Source organism: Allobosea eneae (genome assembly GCF_042657265.1).
GTDB lineage: Bacteria > Pseudomonadota > Alphaproteobacteria > Rhizobiales > Beijerinckiaceae > Allobosea > Allobosea eneae.
In genome coordinates this window covers 19,662-34,929 of the sequence record NZ_JBHSLW010000038.1, presented here as the reverse complement: position 1 = coordinate 34,929, position 15,268 = coordinate 19,662, and the positions used below count along the sequence as shown (strand labels likewise).

The following is a 15,268-nucleotide window of genomic DNA, read 5'->3' as shown; positions in this document are numbered from 1 at the left end:
GCCACCATCGCCTCCGCGACGGCCTTCCTCTACGCAGCCGCCGCCATGGTTCTTATCCGCCGCATCGCGCGAGCGTCATGAGTTCCGGGACGGACTCTTACAGCCCAGGCGCACGCTTCATAAGCCACGGTTCCAGCGAGCATTGCCGCAGAAATGGCCAATAATCCCGCGGCGGCGAGGGCGTAGCGTTCTGCAGCCAGCGCTGCAACCGCGGCCCCAGTAAGGAACGGAACTGCGAACCGGACGGCGAAGTGCGGTTCGAGCCTCGTGAACCAGATTGACCTATCCTCTGGCCATGGCACGGTCGCGTAGATGACGACGTAAAGGATCAAGGCAGCGGTCGAGGCGACTGCGACCCGTGCCTTGAACCCGCTCGGCGAACCTATGAGGAACAGAATTGCTATCAGCAGATAGCCAGCGGTTTCATAGGCGATGGTCCAGAGCGGAGTATTGACTGCCGGCCAGCGTGCGTCTTCCAGGACGCCCGGCAACGTGAACTGCCGATCAACAAAGATCGAAAGCAGGTTACGCCAGATGAACGACCATGTCTGCGGATCGGCGAAATAGGCCGTCGCGGGCAGGCGCGTGGCCATGGCACCGGCGAGCACGGTCAAGATCAGACAGGCGATGAGGCCGGGGTATATTCTGAGGCAGCGGCTCCAGAGATATGACTTGACCGAGCGCCTGCTCATCAGGCTCTTGGTCACGAGATAGCCCGAGATCGAAAAGAAGAGAGCGACACCGAAACCGCCGGCCGTGGTTCCGAGGAGCGGCACCGTTGGCTCCGCAAAGCCTGATGCGCCGAGCTGATGACTCCAGAACACGCTGACGGCGCCTGTGAGGCGCAGAGCGTCGTAAGAATTCGCGTGGCGCACAGATCGGCCTGTCCAAGTGAGAGGCGATCAGCACCACAGTTGGCGTCGATGCGCAAGCTTGCGTCATCGTGACAATCCGCCGCCTTCGGGCGGTTTTTTCATGCCCGGAGCAACACCATGGCCACGACCGCCATCCAGCGGGCGCTGATCGCGCTCGGCTATGACCTGGGGCCAGCTGGCGCCGATGGCATCTGGGGCGCCCGCAGCCGAGCCGCGATGGCCAGCTTTCAGGCCAGGCGGGGCCTGCCCGCCACGGGCTATGCCGATGCCCGCGCGCTGGCCGTGCTCTTCCCTGGGGCTGTGGCGTCCGCGGTGGCGCCGCTCTGGCATGCTGAGGCGCGCCGGCTGATGGGGACGCGCGAGATTGCCGGCCGCCAGCATTCCGGCGTGATCATGGGCTGGGCCAGGGCGCTGAAGCTCGCCTATGGCCATGACGAGACGCCATGGTGCGGCCTCTTCGTCGCTCACTGCATCAGCACGACGTTGCCGGCCGAGCCGCTGCCGGCGAACCCGCTCGGCGCCCGCAACTGGCTGAAGTTCGGCCGTGCCCTGTCGCAGCCGGCGCTCGGCGCCATCCTCGTCTTCTGGCGCGGCACCAAAGCCGGCTGGTCTGGCCATGTCGGCTTCTACGCCGGCGAGCGCAAGGACGCGTTTCGCGTGCTCGGCGGCAATCAGTCCAACGCCGTGACCGAGACCTGGCTGGCCAAGGGATCGCCTGCTCGGCATCCGCTGGCCCGCATCCGTCGATCTGCCGACGAGCGGCCGCGTCGCTTCGAGCGCCGCCGGCTCCCTCTCGCGCAACGAAGCCTGACCCCGCCGGCGGCCGGGCCTCTCGGCAGGCTGGATCGCAGCTCATTCTTCTCCTTGGCGCGATTCTGGCGCGTGCTCCCTTCGCCGATGGCCGGCCATTCGCCGCGAGCGAGGGCCGCCATGCGCCGATCGCAGGTTCGGCCGGTGCCGCCCCGGTTGGGCTTTGCCGCGAAGACGGCTACTGATCGCTCGCCGCAAAGCGGCCAGCCGTTTGCCATGAGGGATTTGGATGATCCTCGACGAGCGCACCTACGCCATCAAACCCGCCCATGTGCGCGACTATCTCGACCTCTATGTCGCCGAGGGGATGGAGCTGCAGATCTCCCATCTCGGCCATCTGATCGGCTGGTTCACCACCGATAGCGGCGTGGTCAACGAGGTCGTGCACATGTGGCGCTTCGAGGATGCCGGCGACCGCGAGCGCCGGCGCGCCGCGATGGAAGCCGATCCGCGCTGGCAGGTCTTCCGGGCCAAGGCGGCCCCTTACGTGCTCGAGATGCGCAGCCGGATCCTGCGGCCGACGCATTTCTCGCCGCTGCGCTGAGCTGGTGCCGGGCGCCGCCATGGCCGCTGCGCCGAGCAAACCGTCCGACCAGCCGATCGGCAGCCGCGGCCTCGGCGTGCTCGTGGCGAGCCTCGAATGGCTGGGCGCCGCGATCCTGGCCGTCCTCTTCCTTGTGGTGATGGCGGCCGTCACCCGTCGTTATCTCGTCGGCGGTGGCCTCGTCTGGTCGGACGAACTCGCGATCTGGCTCAATGTCGCGCTGGTGGCGGTCGGTGCGCCGCTGGCGGCGACGAGTGCGCTCGCCATGCGGCTCGACGTCGTCGTCAACCTGCTGCCGGCGCCGGGGCGACGCATCGCCGCTATTCTGGCCGAGGCGATCGCCGTCCACGGCGCGCTGGTGCTGGCGCTCGGCGGCGCTAGCGTCGTGGCCTTGGTCGGCGGCACCTCGACCGTGCTCGGCCTGCCGGAAAGCCTGCGCTTCGCGAGCTTCGCCATCGGCGGTGGGCTGACGCTCGTGGTCGTGCTCTGGCGGGCGGCACTCGCGCAGTCCTGGCCTGCGGCGCTCGTCGCACTGGTGCTTGGAGCGGCACTCTATGTGCTGGCGAACAGCGCGACCGGCTTTTTCGTCGCGACGCCGAGCCTCGTCGCCGGCCTCGCCGCCGCAGCAGGGCTCCTGCTCGGCGCGCCTTTGCCCTTCGCCCTGCTCGCCGGCGCCTCGCTGTCGGGCGCCTTTGGCGGCCTGCTGCCGGAACCGGCCATCGTCCAGAACACGGTGGCGGGCGTTTCAAAATTCCTGCTGCTGGCGATCCCGTTCTTCCTGCTTGCCGGCGAATTGCTGACTGCCGGCGGCCTCGCCGAGCGATTGGTGCGCTTTGCTGCCGCGCTCGTCGGGCATTTTCGGGCCGGGCTGGCCCAGACGGCGCTGGTCGCGAGCGTGCTCTTCTCTGGCGCCTCCGGCTCCTCGGTCGCCAATGCCGCCTTCGGTGCCAAGGTGATGGCGCCGGCTCTGGTCGCGCGTGGCTATCCGCCGGCCAATGCAGCGGCGATCGTCGCGGGCGTCTCGATGCTCGACAACATCATCCCGCCCTCGATCGCCTTCCTGATCCTGGCGGCGGCGACCAATCTCTCGGTCGGCTCGTTGCTGGTCGGCGGCTTCGTCGCTGGGGCGGTCCTGACTGCGGCGCTCGCCATCGGCATCCATCTCAGCGTGCGCGGCGTCGTCGATTCCGCTCCCCGCGCCAGCGGCGCGGAGCGCGCACGGTCCTTTGTCGGGGCGCTGCCGGCGATCGGGCTCGGCATCGTCGTCGTTGTCGGCATCCGCTTCGGCCTGGTCACGGTGACGGAGGCCTCGGCGCTCGCCGTCGCCTATGCGCTGGTCGCTTGCCTGCTGCTGCGCAGCCTGAACGGAACGACCGTACTGGCGTCCTTGCGCAAGGCGGCGGGGGAGGCGGCGGCCGTCGGCTTGCTGATCGGTGCCTCCGCGCCCTTCGCCTTCCTTCTCGCGGTCGATCGCGTCTCCGAGCAGATGGCCGGACTGGTGACCGCGCTGGGCGGCGGGCCGCTCGCGGTGATGGTGCTCTCCAACCTCGTCCTGCTGATCGCCGGCCTCTTCCTCGACATCGGCGCAGCGATCCTCCTGCTGGCGCCGTTGCTGCTGCCGGCTGCCATCGCCGCCGGGCTCGATCCGATCCAGTTCGGCGTCGTGCTGGTGGTCAATCTGATGATCCACGGGCTGACACCGCCGCTCGGCATCCTTGTCTTTGTCGTCAGCGGCATCATGCGGCTCTCGCCGGCCGCGGTCTTCCGGGCGGTGCTGCCTCTGCTCGCGAGCCTTCTCGTCGCGCTCTTCGTCCTCTGTCTTGCGGTGGCGGCCTGGCCGTCGCTACCTCTGTCCTTCAAGGAGTTGTTCCGATGGCTTTGACCCGCCGCGCCCTTGCCGCAGCCGCGCTCGCCGCACCCGCCCTTCTGGCAGGCCGGGCCATTGCAGCCGGCAGGCCGGTCGCCGTTGCCTCGCTGCTCGGCGAGGACAAGCCGGAGACGAAGATCTGGCGCCGCGTCACCGAGAAGCTCAACGCCAGCGCACCCGGCCGCTTCGACCTGCGCGTCGTGCCCAATGCCGCGCTGGGCGGCGAGAAGGAGGTGGCCGAGGGCTTGCGGCTCGGTTCGGTCCAGGCCTCGCTGTTCACGATCTCGGCGCTCTCATCCTGGGTGCCGGACGGGCAGCTTCTCGATCTGCCGTTCCTGTTCCGCGACCGCGCCCATCTCAAGCGCGTGCTGGCCGGGCCGCTGGGCGAGGAGCTCAAGCGCAAATACGAGGCGCAAGGCTTCGTCGTCCTCGGCTTCATCAATTATGGCGCCCGCCATCTCCTCGCCAAGGAGCCGCTGACCACGCCGGCCAGCGTCAAGGGCAAGCGCATCCGCGTCATCCAGAGCCCGCTGCACACCGAGCTCTGGTCGGGCTTGGGCGCCCATCCGACGCCGATCCCGATCCCGGAGACCTACAACGCGCTGAAGACCGGCGTGGTCGACTGCATGGACCTGACCAAATCGGCCTATGTCGGCTTCAAGCTGCACGAGGTCGTGCCCTATCTGATCGAGACCGGCCATATCTGGGCGGCCGGCGTCGTCGCGGTCTCGGCCAGCTTCTGGAAGGGTCTTTCCGCCGAGGACAAGGCGGCCTTCGCCGCCGCGGCCATGGACGGCGCGGGCTATTTCGACGAGCTCATCATCGCAGATGAGGACACCTCGATGGCCAAGGCCAAAGCTGAGGGCGGCAAGGTCGTGCAGCCGGAGGACCGACCCGGCTGGGAGGCCGGGGCGCGCAAGGTCTGGGCCTCGTTCGCGCCGAAGCTCGGCGGGCTCGAAAAGATCGAGGCAATCGCCAGCAGCGCTTGAGCCCGGCCGCCATCCATACCGCGTTGACCATCAGGAGCCCCGTCCGCATGTCCGACCGTCCCGTCCTTCTCGTCACCGGCGGCAGCCGCGGCATCGGCGCCGCGATCTGCCGCTTCGCCGCCGAACGCGGCTATGATGTCGCCGTCAACTATCAGGGCAATGCCCAGGCGGCCGCCGATGTCGTCGCAGCCTGCGGCAAGGCAGGTGCCAAAGCGGTCGCGATCCAGGGCGACATGGGCAACCTCGCCGACATCGTGCGCGTGTTTGCCGAGGCCAGGGCGGCGCTCGGCCCGTTGACCGCGGTCGTCAACAACGCCGCGATAACCGGCAAGAGCAGCCCGCTGGCCAAATCCGACCCGCAGGTCATCCGCGCCTGCATCGACCTCAACGTCACGGGCGCGATTCTGGTGGCGCGCGAGGCGGCGCAGGCCCTGCTCGCCAACGAGGGCGCGAAGAACCGCGCCATCGTCAACATCTCCTCGATCGCCGCCGGGCTCGGCTCGCCCAACGAATATGTCTGGTACGCCGCCTCGAAGGCGGCGGTCGACTCCATGACGATCGGCCTCGCGATCGAGCTCGCTCCGGCCGGCATCCGCGTCAATGCGGTGGCGCCCGGCATGACGGAGACGGACATCCACGCCATGTCGACCGGCGAGCCGGGGCGTGTCGCGCGTATCGCACCGTCCATCCCGCTGCGTCGTGCTGCCGAGCCAGAGGAGATCGCCGAAGCGGTGATGTTCGCGCTCTCCGAGGCGGCTTCCTACATGGTCGGCTCGATCATCCGGGTCGGCGGCGGCCGCTAGGTCGCTTCAGCGGTCCAAACGACAGAATCGGCTGCGGCAGCGGCCATAGACGGCTGGAGCCGCGGCCAGTCCGTGCTAAATCGGCTGCCGCCCTGTTCAACCGGAAGCCTCAATGCGCGTCCTGCTCGTCCTGATCGCCTTCGGCATGGTCGCTGTACCGGCGCTGCTTGCTCTGGCGCGCAGCGACCTGCCGCGCGGCCGGCGGATCGTCAATGCACTGATCGTGTTCCTGGCCCCGGCCCTCGCGCTCGGCCTGATCCACGGTGTGCCGGAGCTCGACGGCAGGGCGCTGCAATATCCGGTCGCCTGGACGACGCTGAGGCTCGTCCTGACCGGGCTCGCCTTGATCCTGCCCTGGTGCCTCTATGTCTGGCTCAACGGCCGGCGCTGACTTTCCGACGGACTGTTCCAAGATGACCGAACCGACGCAGACCCCGCCGATCGACCACGCCTTCACCGGCGACCGCAGGGGCCCGGCCAATGACCCAACCTATGCCGGCGCGCTCTCCTTCATGCGCCGCCGCTACAGCAAGGACGTCGCCGGCTGCGACGCGGTGGTCTGGGGCGTGCCCTTCGATCTGGCCGTCTCGAACCGGCCCGGCACCCGCTTCGGGCCGCAGGCGCTGCGCCGCGTCAGCGCGATCTTCGACGGCGATGCGCAATATCCCTCGCGCATCGATCCGTTCGAGCGGCTCACCGTGGTCGACTATGGCGATTGCCTCCTGCCGCGCAGCGACCTGCAGGGCTGCGCCCGCGCCATCGAGAGCGAGGCCGCTGCGATCATCGCCAGCGGCGCCCAGCTCGTCACGCTCGGCGGCGATCATTTCATCACCCTGCCGCTGCTGCGCGCCCATGTTGCCCGCCATGGCAAGCTCGCCATCGTCCAGTTCGATGCGCATCAGGACACCTGGGACGACGGCGTCGGCGCGATCAGCCACGGCACCTTCGTGCTGGAGGCGGTGCGCGAGGGACTGATCGACACCGAACGCTCGATCCAGGTCGGCATCCGCACCGTCGCGCCGCGCGATTGCTGCATCCAAGTGCTCGACGCCTATGCGGCGCATGCGCTCGGCGTCGACGGCGTCGCTGCCGCGATCAAGGAGCGCGTGGGGCAGGGGCCCGCCTATCTCACCTTCGACATCGATGCGCTCGATCCCGCCTTCGCGCCCGGCACCGGCACGCCGGTCGCCGGTGGCTTCTCCTCGGCGCAGGCGCTGCAGATGGTCTGGGCGATCCGCGATCTCGATTTCCGCGGCATGGACATCGTCGAGGTCTCGCCGCCCTATGACCATGCCGACGCGACCGCGATCGCCGGAGCCGCGGTGGCACAGCATTACCTGCAGGCGCTGGCGCTGAAGAGGGCAACTAGATAGTGCTCCGTCCGAGCTGATGAGCCCTTCTGGCGGATGGGGTGAACTGTGCCTGAGAAAGCAAGCCGATTTCTGTTCGTGATCCTGTTCGGGTTGCTTTCGCTCCCGTCTGTGGCCTGCATCTTTCTTTTCATAGCATTCGTTGCGATCGGCTCGCCATTCCATCTTGTTCAGGCGATACACGCTCTTAGCGACGAGAATCTGCTGCTCTGGTCGAACATCAAGACGTCCGCGATGATGGCGATCATCGCCGTGTTCGGCTCTGTCACGATGTTCCACTTCATCAGGTTGGCAGGCGTCTTTTCTCTGCGCGGACGAAAAGGGCTTCAGGCAGTTCCCAAGATGCGATGGTCGGCTCTGATCTCAGTTGCCACTCCGCTGTTTCTGTTGGTCCCCTATCTGGTTGACATATTCCCCGCAGATTTTCTTCGGGGTGACGTTCCGAGTTTTTACTTGAGCGGACTGGCATTGTTGCCAAGTGTTGTGCATCTCGGGATTGAGATCATGAGCGCCGAGCGGCAGCCTGTATCGGCCGATTGACCAGCCCCGCATTCTGCCCCATATACGCCTGATGATCCTGAGCCCGACCCGACGTCGCATCGAACAGGCCGCCCCGGCGCGCCCGCGATGACGCTCGGCTTTTAATCCGAACGCCCGCGACCGCGCCCCGAGCGCGGTTTTTTTATGCCCGTCGCAAAAATGATGTCCGGTTTTGCGACAAGGCCAAGTTCCAGAGCCAGCCAACCAGTTCGGTCCGCTTCCACCAGACGCCTTGCGAGGGTCCGATGAGCCAGAACCTGAAATCCATCTTCATCGACGGCGAAGCCGGCACCACCGGGCTCGGCATCCGCGAGCGCCTCGCCGATGTGCCGGAGGTCGTGGTCAGGAGCATCGATCCCGAGAAGCGCAAGGACCCCGCCGCCCGCAAGGAGATGATGGCCGGCGTCGATCTCGTCGTGCTCTGTCTGCCCGACGATGCCGCCAAGGAATCGGTCGCCCTCGCCGACGAGCTCGGCACCGACGCGCCCAAGATCGTCGACGCCTCGACCGCCCATCGCGTCGCGCCTGGCTGGACCTATGGCTTCGCCGAGCTCGAGCCCGGCTTCGCCGCGAAAGTCGCCAATGCCAACCGGGTCGCCAATCCCGGCTGCTACCCGACCGGCGGCATCGCGCTTTTGCGCCCGCTCGTCGATGCCGGATTGCTGCCGGCCGACTATCCGATCACCGTCAACGCGGTCTCCGGCTATTCCGGCGGCGGCAAGAGCATGATCGAGGCCTATGAGGCCGGGACCGCGCCCGATTTCGAGCTCTACGGCCTCGGCCTCAAGCACAAGCACCTGCCCGAGCTGCAGGTCTATTCGCGGCTGGAGCGGCGGCCGATCTTCGTGCCCTCGGTCGGCAATTTCCGGCAGGGCATGCTGGTATCGGTGCCGCTGCATCTCGACACGCTGCCCGGCAAGCCCAAGCCAGCCGATCTCGAAGCGGCGCTGGCCGAGCGCTATGCCGGCTCGACCTATGTCAGCGTCCTGCCTGCCGATCCGAGCGGCAAGCTTGAGCCTGAGGCCCTGAACGACACCAACAAGCTCGAGCTACGTGTTTACGGCAATGCCGATCTAGGCCAGGCCGTACTCGTCGCCCGCCTCGACAATCTCGGCAAGGGCGCGTCCGGCGCCGCCGTGCAGAACATCCGCCTGATGCTCGGCCTGCCGGAAGGCTGATACCGGCCGTCAAATCGCATCTCTCTATCTCTCTTCCCTCCTTCTCTCTGGCGGCAAAACAGTGGCTGCACCCCCCAAATGGGGGATGCGGCCATGTCTCCTTGCGATCTAAGCAGAGCGAGGCGGCTGGAGAGCGGGGGCGATTCGATGCCGGGATTCGATACGTTGGGGGCGCGGTTAGCGCGCAGCCGGCGCAGGCTGGAGCGCGAGCGCGCGGCGGCGAACGTCGAGAAGCCGGCGCAGGACGGGCGCGATGTCGCCCGCCGGCCCGAGGGCGCGCCCGCCGGTCGGGCGGCCAGCGTGCGGATGCCTGCGCAAGTGATCAGGTTTCCAGGTCCAAACGGCCACCACAGAGACTGAAGCGGCCGTGCCCGAGGCCCGACCGCTAGCGCTGCCGGGGTGAGGTCGAACAGCCCCGGCAGCGCTTTTTCTCGCTGCCTGTCCAGGCCCGGATCTGGTCAAGGATCTTCCGTCAGGGAGGTCTTGCCCCATAGTCGCAACGCTATCGTCGGAAGATGAGGAGAAGGCTTATCGTGCAAGGGCTCTCTTGGACATTGCGAGCAATGCGGCTCCGCGCGCTCGTACCATTGCTCTCGGCTGCGGTCGCGCTCGGCGCGATGGCGCCCGCCTCGGCGTTCGACCTGCGCGGCGCGGGCGTGGTGCTCATCCACGGCAAGGCAGGTGGACAAGGTCCCCTCCAGCCATTGGCCCAGGCGCTGAAGGCGCGCGGCGCGACAGTCGTGCTGCCGCGGATGTCCTGGACGTCCGGCTACAGGACCTATGACCAGACGCTCGGCGAGGTGCAGGCTGCCGTGTCGCGGCTGAAGGCCGGTGGAGCGTCCCGGATCGTGCTCGCCGGACATAGCCTCGGAGCCAACATCTCCATGGGCTACGCCGCTCGCGTCGGCGGGGTCGACGCGGTGGTGGCGCTGGCGCCGGGGCATCGCCCGGATTTCATCGCCAGCCAGACCGGGGAGAGCCTTGCGCAGGCCAAGGCGATGGTCGCGGCCGGGCAGGGGGCGCAGAGGGCGAAGTTCCTCGACTTCAACCAGGGCCGGACCTTTCCCATCACCACCACGGCCGAGGCCTATCTCAACTTCTTTGATCCCTCCGGGCCGGCAGCCCAGGCTGCCCAGGCGAGCGGTGTCCGCGCTCCGACGCTGTGGGTGATCGGCACGGGCGATCGCCCCGCGATGAACGATCGCGCCTCCTATTCCGGCACGCGACTCGTCGTCGAGGCCGACCATCAGACGACGCCGCGTGTTGCGGTGGCCGAGGTCATCGACTGGCTGCAAAAGCAATAGGCGCGCGCCCTGCCGGGATGGAAAAAGGGCGCTGCCGGAGGTTCGGCAGCGCCCTTCACATCTGCACAGGATAGCGTCAGCCCGCGTAGGGCTTGAACAGCTGCTTCTGCGTGCCGAGCCCCTCGATGCCGAGCGTCACGGTCTCGCCGCCCTTGAGGAAGCGTGGCGGCTTGAAGCCGAGGCCGACGCCGGGCGGGGTGCCGGTGGTGATCACGTCGCCCGGATCGAGCCGCATGAACTGGCTGATATAGTGGACGAGATAGGCGGCGCCGAAGATCATCGTCTTGGTCGAGCCGTTCTGGACGCGCTCGCCGTCGACCTCCAGCCACATGGCGAGATCCTGCACGTCTGCGATCTCGTCCGGCGTCACCAGCCAGGGGCCGAGCGGGCCGAAGGTCGGGCAGCCCTTGCCCTTGGCCCATTGCCCGCCGCGCTCGGTCTGGAATTCGCGCTCGGAGACGTCGTTGCAGACGCAGAAGCCGGCAATCGCGGCCATCGCGTCCCTTTCTTCGATATAGGAGCCGCCGTCGCCGATCACGATGGCGAGCTCTACTTCCCAGTCGGTCTTCTTCGAGTTCTTCGGAATGACGACGTCGTCATTGGGGCCGACGATGCAGTTCGGCGCCTTGTTGAACAGGATCGGCTCGGCCGGGATCGCAGCGCCGGTCTCGGCGGCATGGTCGGCGAAGTTGAGCCCGACGGCGATGAAGTTGCGGACGTCGCCGACGCAGGCGCCGATGCGCGGCGAGCCATCGACCAGCGGCAGTGATTCGGGAGAGAGCGCCTTCAGCTTGGCGAGCGAGGCCGATTTCAGCGCCGCGCCGGCGAGGTCGGAGACATGCGCGGAGAGGTCGCGCAGCTTGCCGGCGGCGTCGACGAGACCGGGCTTCTCATGACCAAATGCGCCGTAACGAACCAGTTTCACGTCGTTTCCCCCTTTTTCAATCGTTTCAAACAAGGTGTGCAAGACAAGACCGAAGGTCGTGCCGATCCTGTGCGGACTATCCTTTCGATGCAAGCCCGCCGCGACGCATGCCATGCTTGCGGGTGTGCCGGGAGTTGTGGCGCTTATGCAACGCTCCCCACGAAAGCGCGTCATGGCTCGGAGCCGACGATCCGGCCTATATTGCGGCGCACAATGGCAAAATCCGCGACAGTTCGCATCTAAACTATCTTTTCCATCGCCGGCTTCGCCGCAGGATGCGCGAAACGCAGCATTTTTGCACGTTTTTGGCCCTGCCGATGCGGAAAGCCGGTCGAGCTAGGCAATTTGGCAGCGATCTAGGCGGGATTGCGGCGGAAACCGGCAGGCGGCATGGTGGTGACAGATTCCGCGGCCTGCTTCGCCGCAACCGCCACAACAAGAACCTCAGCTTGGGGAAGACGCCGCGATGAAGAGCCTTCTGAAACTCACCACCGCCGCCACCGTCTCGCTTTCGGCGCTGCTGGCGGCCGGCGCGGCTTCGGCGAGCTCTTTCGCGATCCGCTCGGGTCAGAGCGCCGAAGGCCTCGGCATGGCCTATGCGGGTGCCGCCTCGGGCGGCATCGGCATGGGCGCCATGGCCTGGAACCCGGCGACGATCACCATGTTCCCCGGCCGCAACAGCCAGTGGAACTTCACCTATCTCTATGCGAACGGCGACTACAAGCCGACTTCGCCGACCACGGTTACTGTCCCGACCCCGCTCGGCCCCCGGACGGTGCCGATCCAGGCCGCAGGCGGCAGCCCGCTCGGCACCGGCAATATCGGCGGCGACGGCGCCTTCATCCCGGCCTCCTATTCGGCCTGGCAGCTGACCGATCGCTTCTGGATCGGCCTCACCACCGGCGCGCCGTTCGGCCTGCGCTCCAAGCCCGAGAATCAGGTTCATGCGGCTCAGACCTTCGGCCGCTCGGCCAAGGTCCGGACCATCAATGTCGCCCCAACCATCGGCTATAAGGTCAATGACTGGCTGTCGGTCGGCGCGGCGCTGCAGGTTCAGTATTTCAGTGCGTCGCTGAAGCAGGCTGCGGGCGTCGCGGCCAACGCTGCGCCGGTGATCATCGAGGGCGACACTATCGATTTCGGCTATCGCCTGGGCGTGACGCTGACCCCGTTCGACGGCACGACGATCGGCCTGGCCTATCGCTCCTCGGTCCGGCAGACTCTAGAAGGCACTTTGCGGACGGCGACAGGGGCGACGCCGACGGCCGTCATTCCGGTCAAGGCCAATCTGAACCTGCCGGATTCGGTCGTGTTCGGTGTCTCACAGGTCATCAACGAGCAATGGCAGGCCCATCTCGGTGTCGAGTGGACCAATTGGAGCCGCTTCCGCAACATTCCGGTCGTCGCACAGGCCTCCGGAGTTCCGCTGACCAGCCTGAACTTCCAGTATGACGACAGCTGGTATTTCTCGGCGGGTCTCGAGTACAAGTACAATCGCGATCTGACGCTGCGCGCCGGTGTCGCCTACGAGCTCTCGGCGGTGAACGACTACAACCGCCAGATCTTCATCTCGGACAACGACCGGCTCTGGCTCAGCGCCGGCGCCAGCTACCAGCTCAACGAGAAGCTGAAGCTCGACCTGGGTTACACCTATATCCACGTCAACTCGGCCAAAGTGAACTACACCGGCAATCATCCGCAGCAGGTCGTGAATCCGGCGCTCCGGGCGATCTCCTACACGGCCAAGGCCGAGCCCTATATCCACATCGTGTCCGCCGCTCTGACCTATCGTTGGGATACCCCGACGGAGACGATCCCGGTTCGCCCGGTCGTCCGCAAGAACTGAGCCGCGCCGCGGCGACAAGCAAAAGCCGGCCTTCGCGGGCCGGCTTTTGTCGTTCTGAGCGGGAGGCCGGGCGGTCACTCCGGGGCAGCCCGCAGCGCCGAGCCCGGAATCCGTGACCACGACGCAGCCGGGCGAAACGCCATCAGTGCGAGCGGCAACGAAGCAATCCAGGCGCGGCACAGCTCTTCGCCTGCCTGGATTGCTGCGTCGCCTTGTTCCCCGCAACGACGGGAAGCGTCGTGGTCAGGGGGCGGGCTCAGCCCTGCGAGGTTGCCCTGCAATGCCGCGGGAGGTTCCAGCCGACACCATAGGCGGCCAACGCCGAAGGCTCCTACGCCTTGACCTTGACATAGCTGCCCGGCGCATCCTCCAGCGCGGGCAGGGGGCCTTCGCCGGGCACGCGCGGCTCGACGCGCTTGGGCGCCTGCTTCTCGACCCAGGCGAACCAATGCGGCCACCAGGAGCCCGGATGCTCCTCGGTTTTCTTCACCCAGTCGTCGAACTCGCCTTCCGGCTTGGGGCCGGTCCAATACTGATATTTCACCTTGTTCGGCGGATTGACCACGCCGGCGATGTGGCCGGAGCCGGCCATGACATACTCCACCGGGCCGCCGAAGGCCTGCGATCCCAGGAACACGGACTTCGCCGGAGCGATGTGATCCTCCCGGGTCGCAAGATTGTAAATCGGGATCGTCACCTTCTTGAGATCGAGCAGCTTGCCTCCGACGCGCATCTCGCCCTTGCTCAGCTTGTTCTCGAGATAGCAGTTGCGCAGGTAGAAGGAGTGGTTCGCCGCCGGCATTCGGGTCGAATCCGAATTCCAGTAGAGCAGGTCGAAGGCGGTCGGCGCCTTGCCCTTCAGATAGTTGTTGACGGCATAGGACCAGATCAGGTCGTTGGGCCTGAGCATGTTGAAGGCGCCGGACATGCGCGCCCCGTCGAGATAGCCGCGCTCGGCCATCTGCTCCTCGACGGCGCGGATCTGCTCTTCGTCGACGAAGACCGAAAGCTCGCCGGCATGGCTGAAGTCGACCTGCGTGGTGAAGAAGGTCGCGCTGGCGATGCGCTTGTCGCGCGTCGCTGCCATATAGGCCAGCGTCACGCCGAGCAGCGTGCCACCGACGCAATAGCCGATCGAGGAGACTTGGCGTTCGCCGGTGACCTGCTCGATCGCCTCTAGCGCGGCGAAGATGCCTTCGCGCATATAGCTCTCGAAGTCCTTGAGCGCGTGGCGATGGTCGGGATTGACCCAGGAGATGCAGAAGACCGTCAGCCCCTGCGAGACGCACCAGCGGATGAAGCTCTTATCGGCGTTGAGGTCGAGGATGTAGAACTTGTTGATCCAGGGCGGCACGATCAGAAGCGGCCGCTTCAGCACCGTCTCGGTCGCCGGTGCATACTGGATCAGTTCGATGATGTCGTTGCGGTAGATGACCTTACCAGGTGTCGTCGCGATGTTGACGCCGATTTGGAAGGCGCCGGCATCGGATTGCCGGATCTTCAATTCGCCGCCGCCGGCCTCGATGTCCTCGGCGAGCATCTTCATGCCACGCACCAGGTTCTCGCCGTTCTGCGCCATGGTCTCGCGCAGCAGCTCGGGATTGGTCGCGACGAAATTGGATGGAGCCAGCGCCCCCGCGATCTGCTTGACGTAGAAGCGCGCCTTGTCGCGCGTATGGGGGTCGAGGTCGTCGGCCTGCTCGACCATGCCTTCAGCCCAGCGGGTCGTCAGCAGATAGGCCTGCTTGACGAAGTCGAAGACCGGATGCGTGTTCCACTCCGGATCGGCGAAGCGGGCATCACGCTTCTCCGGCTCGATCACCGGCTCGACCTGTTCGCCGCCGAGGCGTTTCAGCGTCGAGCTCCAGAGAGTGAGGAAGTCGCTGGTGATCGAGGATTGCGCCTCGATGATCTTCTGGGGATCGCTCACCCAGCGCTCGGCGACGCGGCCGAGCACCTTCACCATCTCGCTGGCCTCGTCGGCCTGGCCGGTCTTGGCTTCGCCACGCTCGATCGGTCTCATATAGGCGGCGGTGACCTTGCCGGCCTGCTCCACCAGCTTGCCCATGTTCTGCGCCATCGCCTCGAAATCGGGCACTGCCGGCATGTCCGCGAACGGCGTTTCCGCCGGCTTCGGCCCGGCTTTGCCCTTCTCGTCGGCAGGTGGACACATGACGGCGCTCCCCTCGATAGCCTTAAGCAGGAGTTGCACTCCCC

Annotated in this window: 12 protein-coding genes and 2 pseudogenes; 11 read left to right on the top strand and 3 right to left on the bottom strand. The window is 66.6% G+C overall.

Annotation, left to right across the window (positions count from 1 at the left end; translation table 11 throughout):
- Nucleotides 1-134 precede the first annotated feature (134 nt).
- Nucleotides 135-875 (bottom strand): annotated as a pseudogene (locus tag ACFPOB_RS22820) (acyltransferase family protein); the annotation flags it as partial.
- A gap of 117 nt (nt 876-992) precedes the next feature.
- On the opposite strand from ACFPOB_RS22820, the pseudogene ACFPOB_RS22815 reads away from it, so the two are divergent.
- The 10 genes and pseudogenes from ACFPOB_RS22815 to ACFPOB_RS22770 all read left to right on the top strand — a co-directional run.
- Nucleotides 993-1,520 (top strand): annotated as a pseudogene (locus tag ACFPOB_RS22815) (NlpC/P60 family protein); the annotation flags it as partial.
- 394 nt (nt 1,521-1,914) lie between these two features.
- Nucleotides 1,915-2,229 carry an NIPSNAP family protein gene (locus tag ACFPOB_RS22810; protein WP_092157056.1) on the top strand — a complete coding sequence of 105 codons (315 nt, stop codon included), beginning with the start codon at nt 1,915-1,917 and terminating at the stop codon, nt 2,227-2,229.
- 19 nt (nt 2,230-2,248) lie between these two features.
- Complete coding sequence (locus ACFPOB_RS22805; RefSeq protein WP_377800675.1) at nt 2,249-4,111, top strand: TRAP transporter large permease; 1,863 nt, start codon at nt 2,249-2,251, stop codon at nt 4,109-4,111.
- The gene (locus ACFPOB_RS22800) at nt 4,102-5,085 is read left to right on the top strand and encodes a TRAP transporter substrate-binding protein (RefSeq protein WP_377800674.1); all 984 of its coding nucleotides are present in this window, start codon (nt 4,102-4,104) and stop codon (nt 5,083-5,085) included. Before ACFPOB_RS22805 ends, ACFPOB_RS22800 begins: the two co-directional genes overlap by 10 nt.
- A gap of 47 nt (nt 5,086-5,132) precedes the next feature.
- Entirely contained in the window at nt 5,133-5,888 is a 756-nt protein-coding gene (locus ACFPOB_RS22795) for an SDR family oxidoreductase (protein ID WP_377800673.1), read from the top strand.
- A 112-nt stretch (nt 5,889-6,000) separates the two neighbouring features.
- Nucleotides 6,001-6,279 carry a hypothetical protein gene (locus ACFPOB_RS22790; RefSeq protein WP_377800672.1) on the top strand — a complete coding sequence of 93 codons (279 nt, stop codon included), beginning with the start codon at nt 6,001-6,003 and terminating at the stop codon, nt 6,277-6,279.
- Nucleotides 6,280-6,301: 22 nt separating this feature from the next.
- Nucleotides 6,302-7,261, top strand: coding sequence for an agmatinase (speB, locus tag ACFPOB_RS22785; protein ID WP_377800671.1), 960 nt, complete (start codon nt 6,302-6,304; stop codon nt 7,259-7,261).
- A gap of 45 nt (nt 7,262-7,306) precedes the next feature.
- Entirely contained in the window at nt 7,307-7,798 is a 492-nt protein-coding gene (locus ACFPOB_RS22780; protein WP_377800670.1) for a hypothetical protein, read from the top strand.
- A 245-nt stretch (nt 7,799-8,043) separates the two neighbouring features.
- The gene (gene argC, locus ACFPOB_RS22775; protein WP_377800669.1) at nt 8,044-8,976 is read left to right on the top strand and encodes an N-acetyl-gamma-glutamyl-phosphate reductase; all 933 of its coding nucleotides are present in this window, start codon (nt 8,044-8,046) and stop codon (nt 8,974-8,976) included.
- A gap of 563 nt (nt 8,977-9,539) precedes the next feature.
- Nucleotides 9,540-10,280, top strand: a complete 741-nt coding sequence (locus ACFPOB_RS22770; RefSeq protein ID WP_377800668.1) for an alpha/beta hydrolase — start codon at nt 9,540-9,542, stop codon at nt 10,278-10,280.
- A gap of 76 nt (nt 10,281-10,356) precedes the next feature.
- Here ACFPOB_RS22770 and ACFPOB_RS22765 read toward each other — a convergent pair whose 3' ends face one another.
- Nucleotides 10,357-11,205, bottom strand: a complete 849-nt coding sequence (locus ACFPOB_RS22765; protein ID WP_377800667.1) for a fumarylacetoacetate hydrolase family protein — start codon at nt 11,203-11,205, stop codon at nt 10,357-10,359.
- Nucleotides 11,206-11,671: 466 nt separating this feature from the next.
- On the opposite strand from ACFPOB_RS22765, the gene ACFPOB_RS22760 reads away from it, so the two are divergent.
- Nucleotides 11,672-13,051: an OmpP1/FadL family transporter gene (locus ACFPOB_RS22760; protein ID WP_377800666.1), complete on the top strand. Its 1,380-nt coding sequence runs from the start codon at nt 11,672-11,674 to the stop codon at nt 13,049-13,051.
- Nucleotides 13,052-13,382: 331 nt separating this feature from the next.
- Here the strand turns inward: ACFPOB_RS22760 and ACFPOB_RS22755 are convergent, their stop codons facing one another.
- A complete protein-coding gene (locus tag ACFPOB_RS22755) occupies nt 13,383-15,224 on the bottom strand; it encodes a PHA/PHB synthase family protein (RefSeq protein ID WP_377800665.1) in 1,842 nt (613 codons plus the stop codon).
- Nucleotides 15,225-15,268 lie beyond the last annotated feature (44 nt).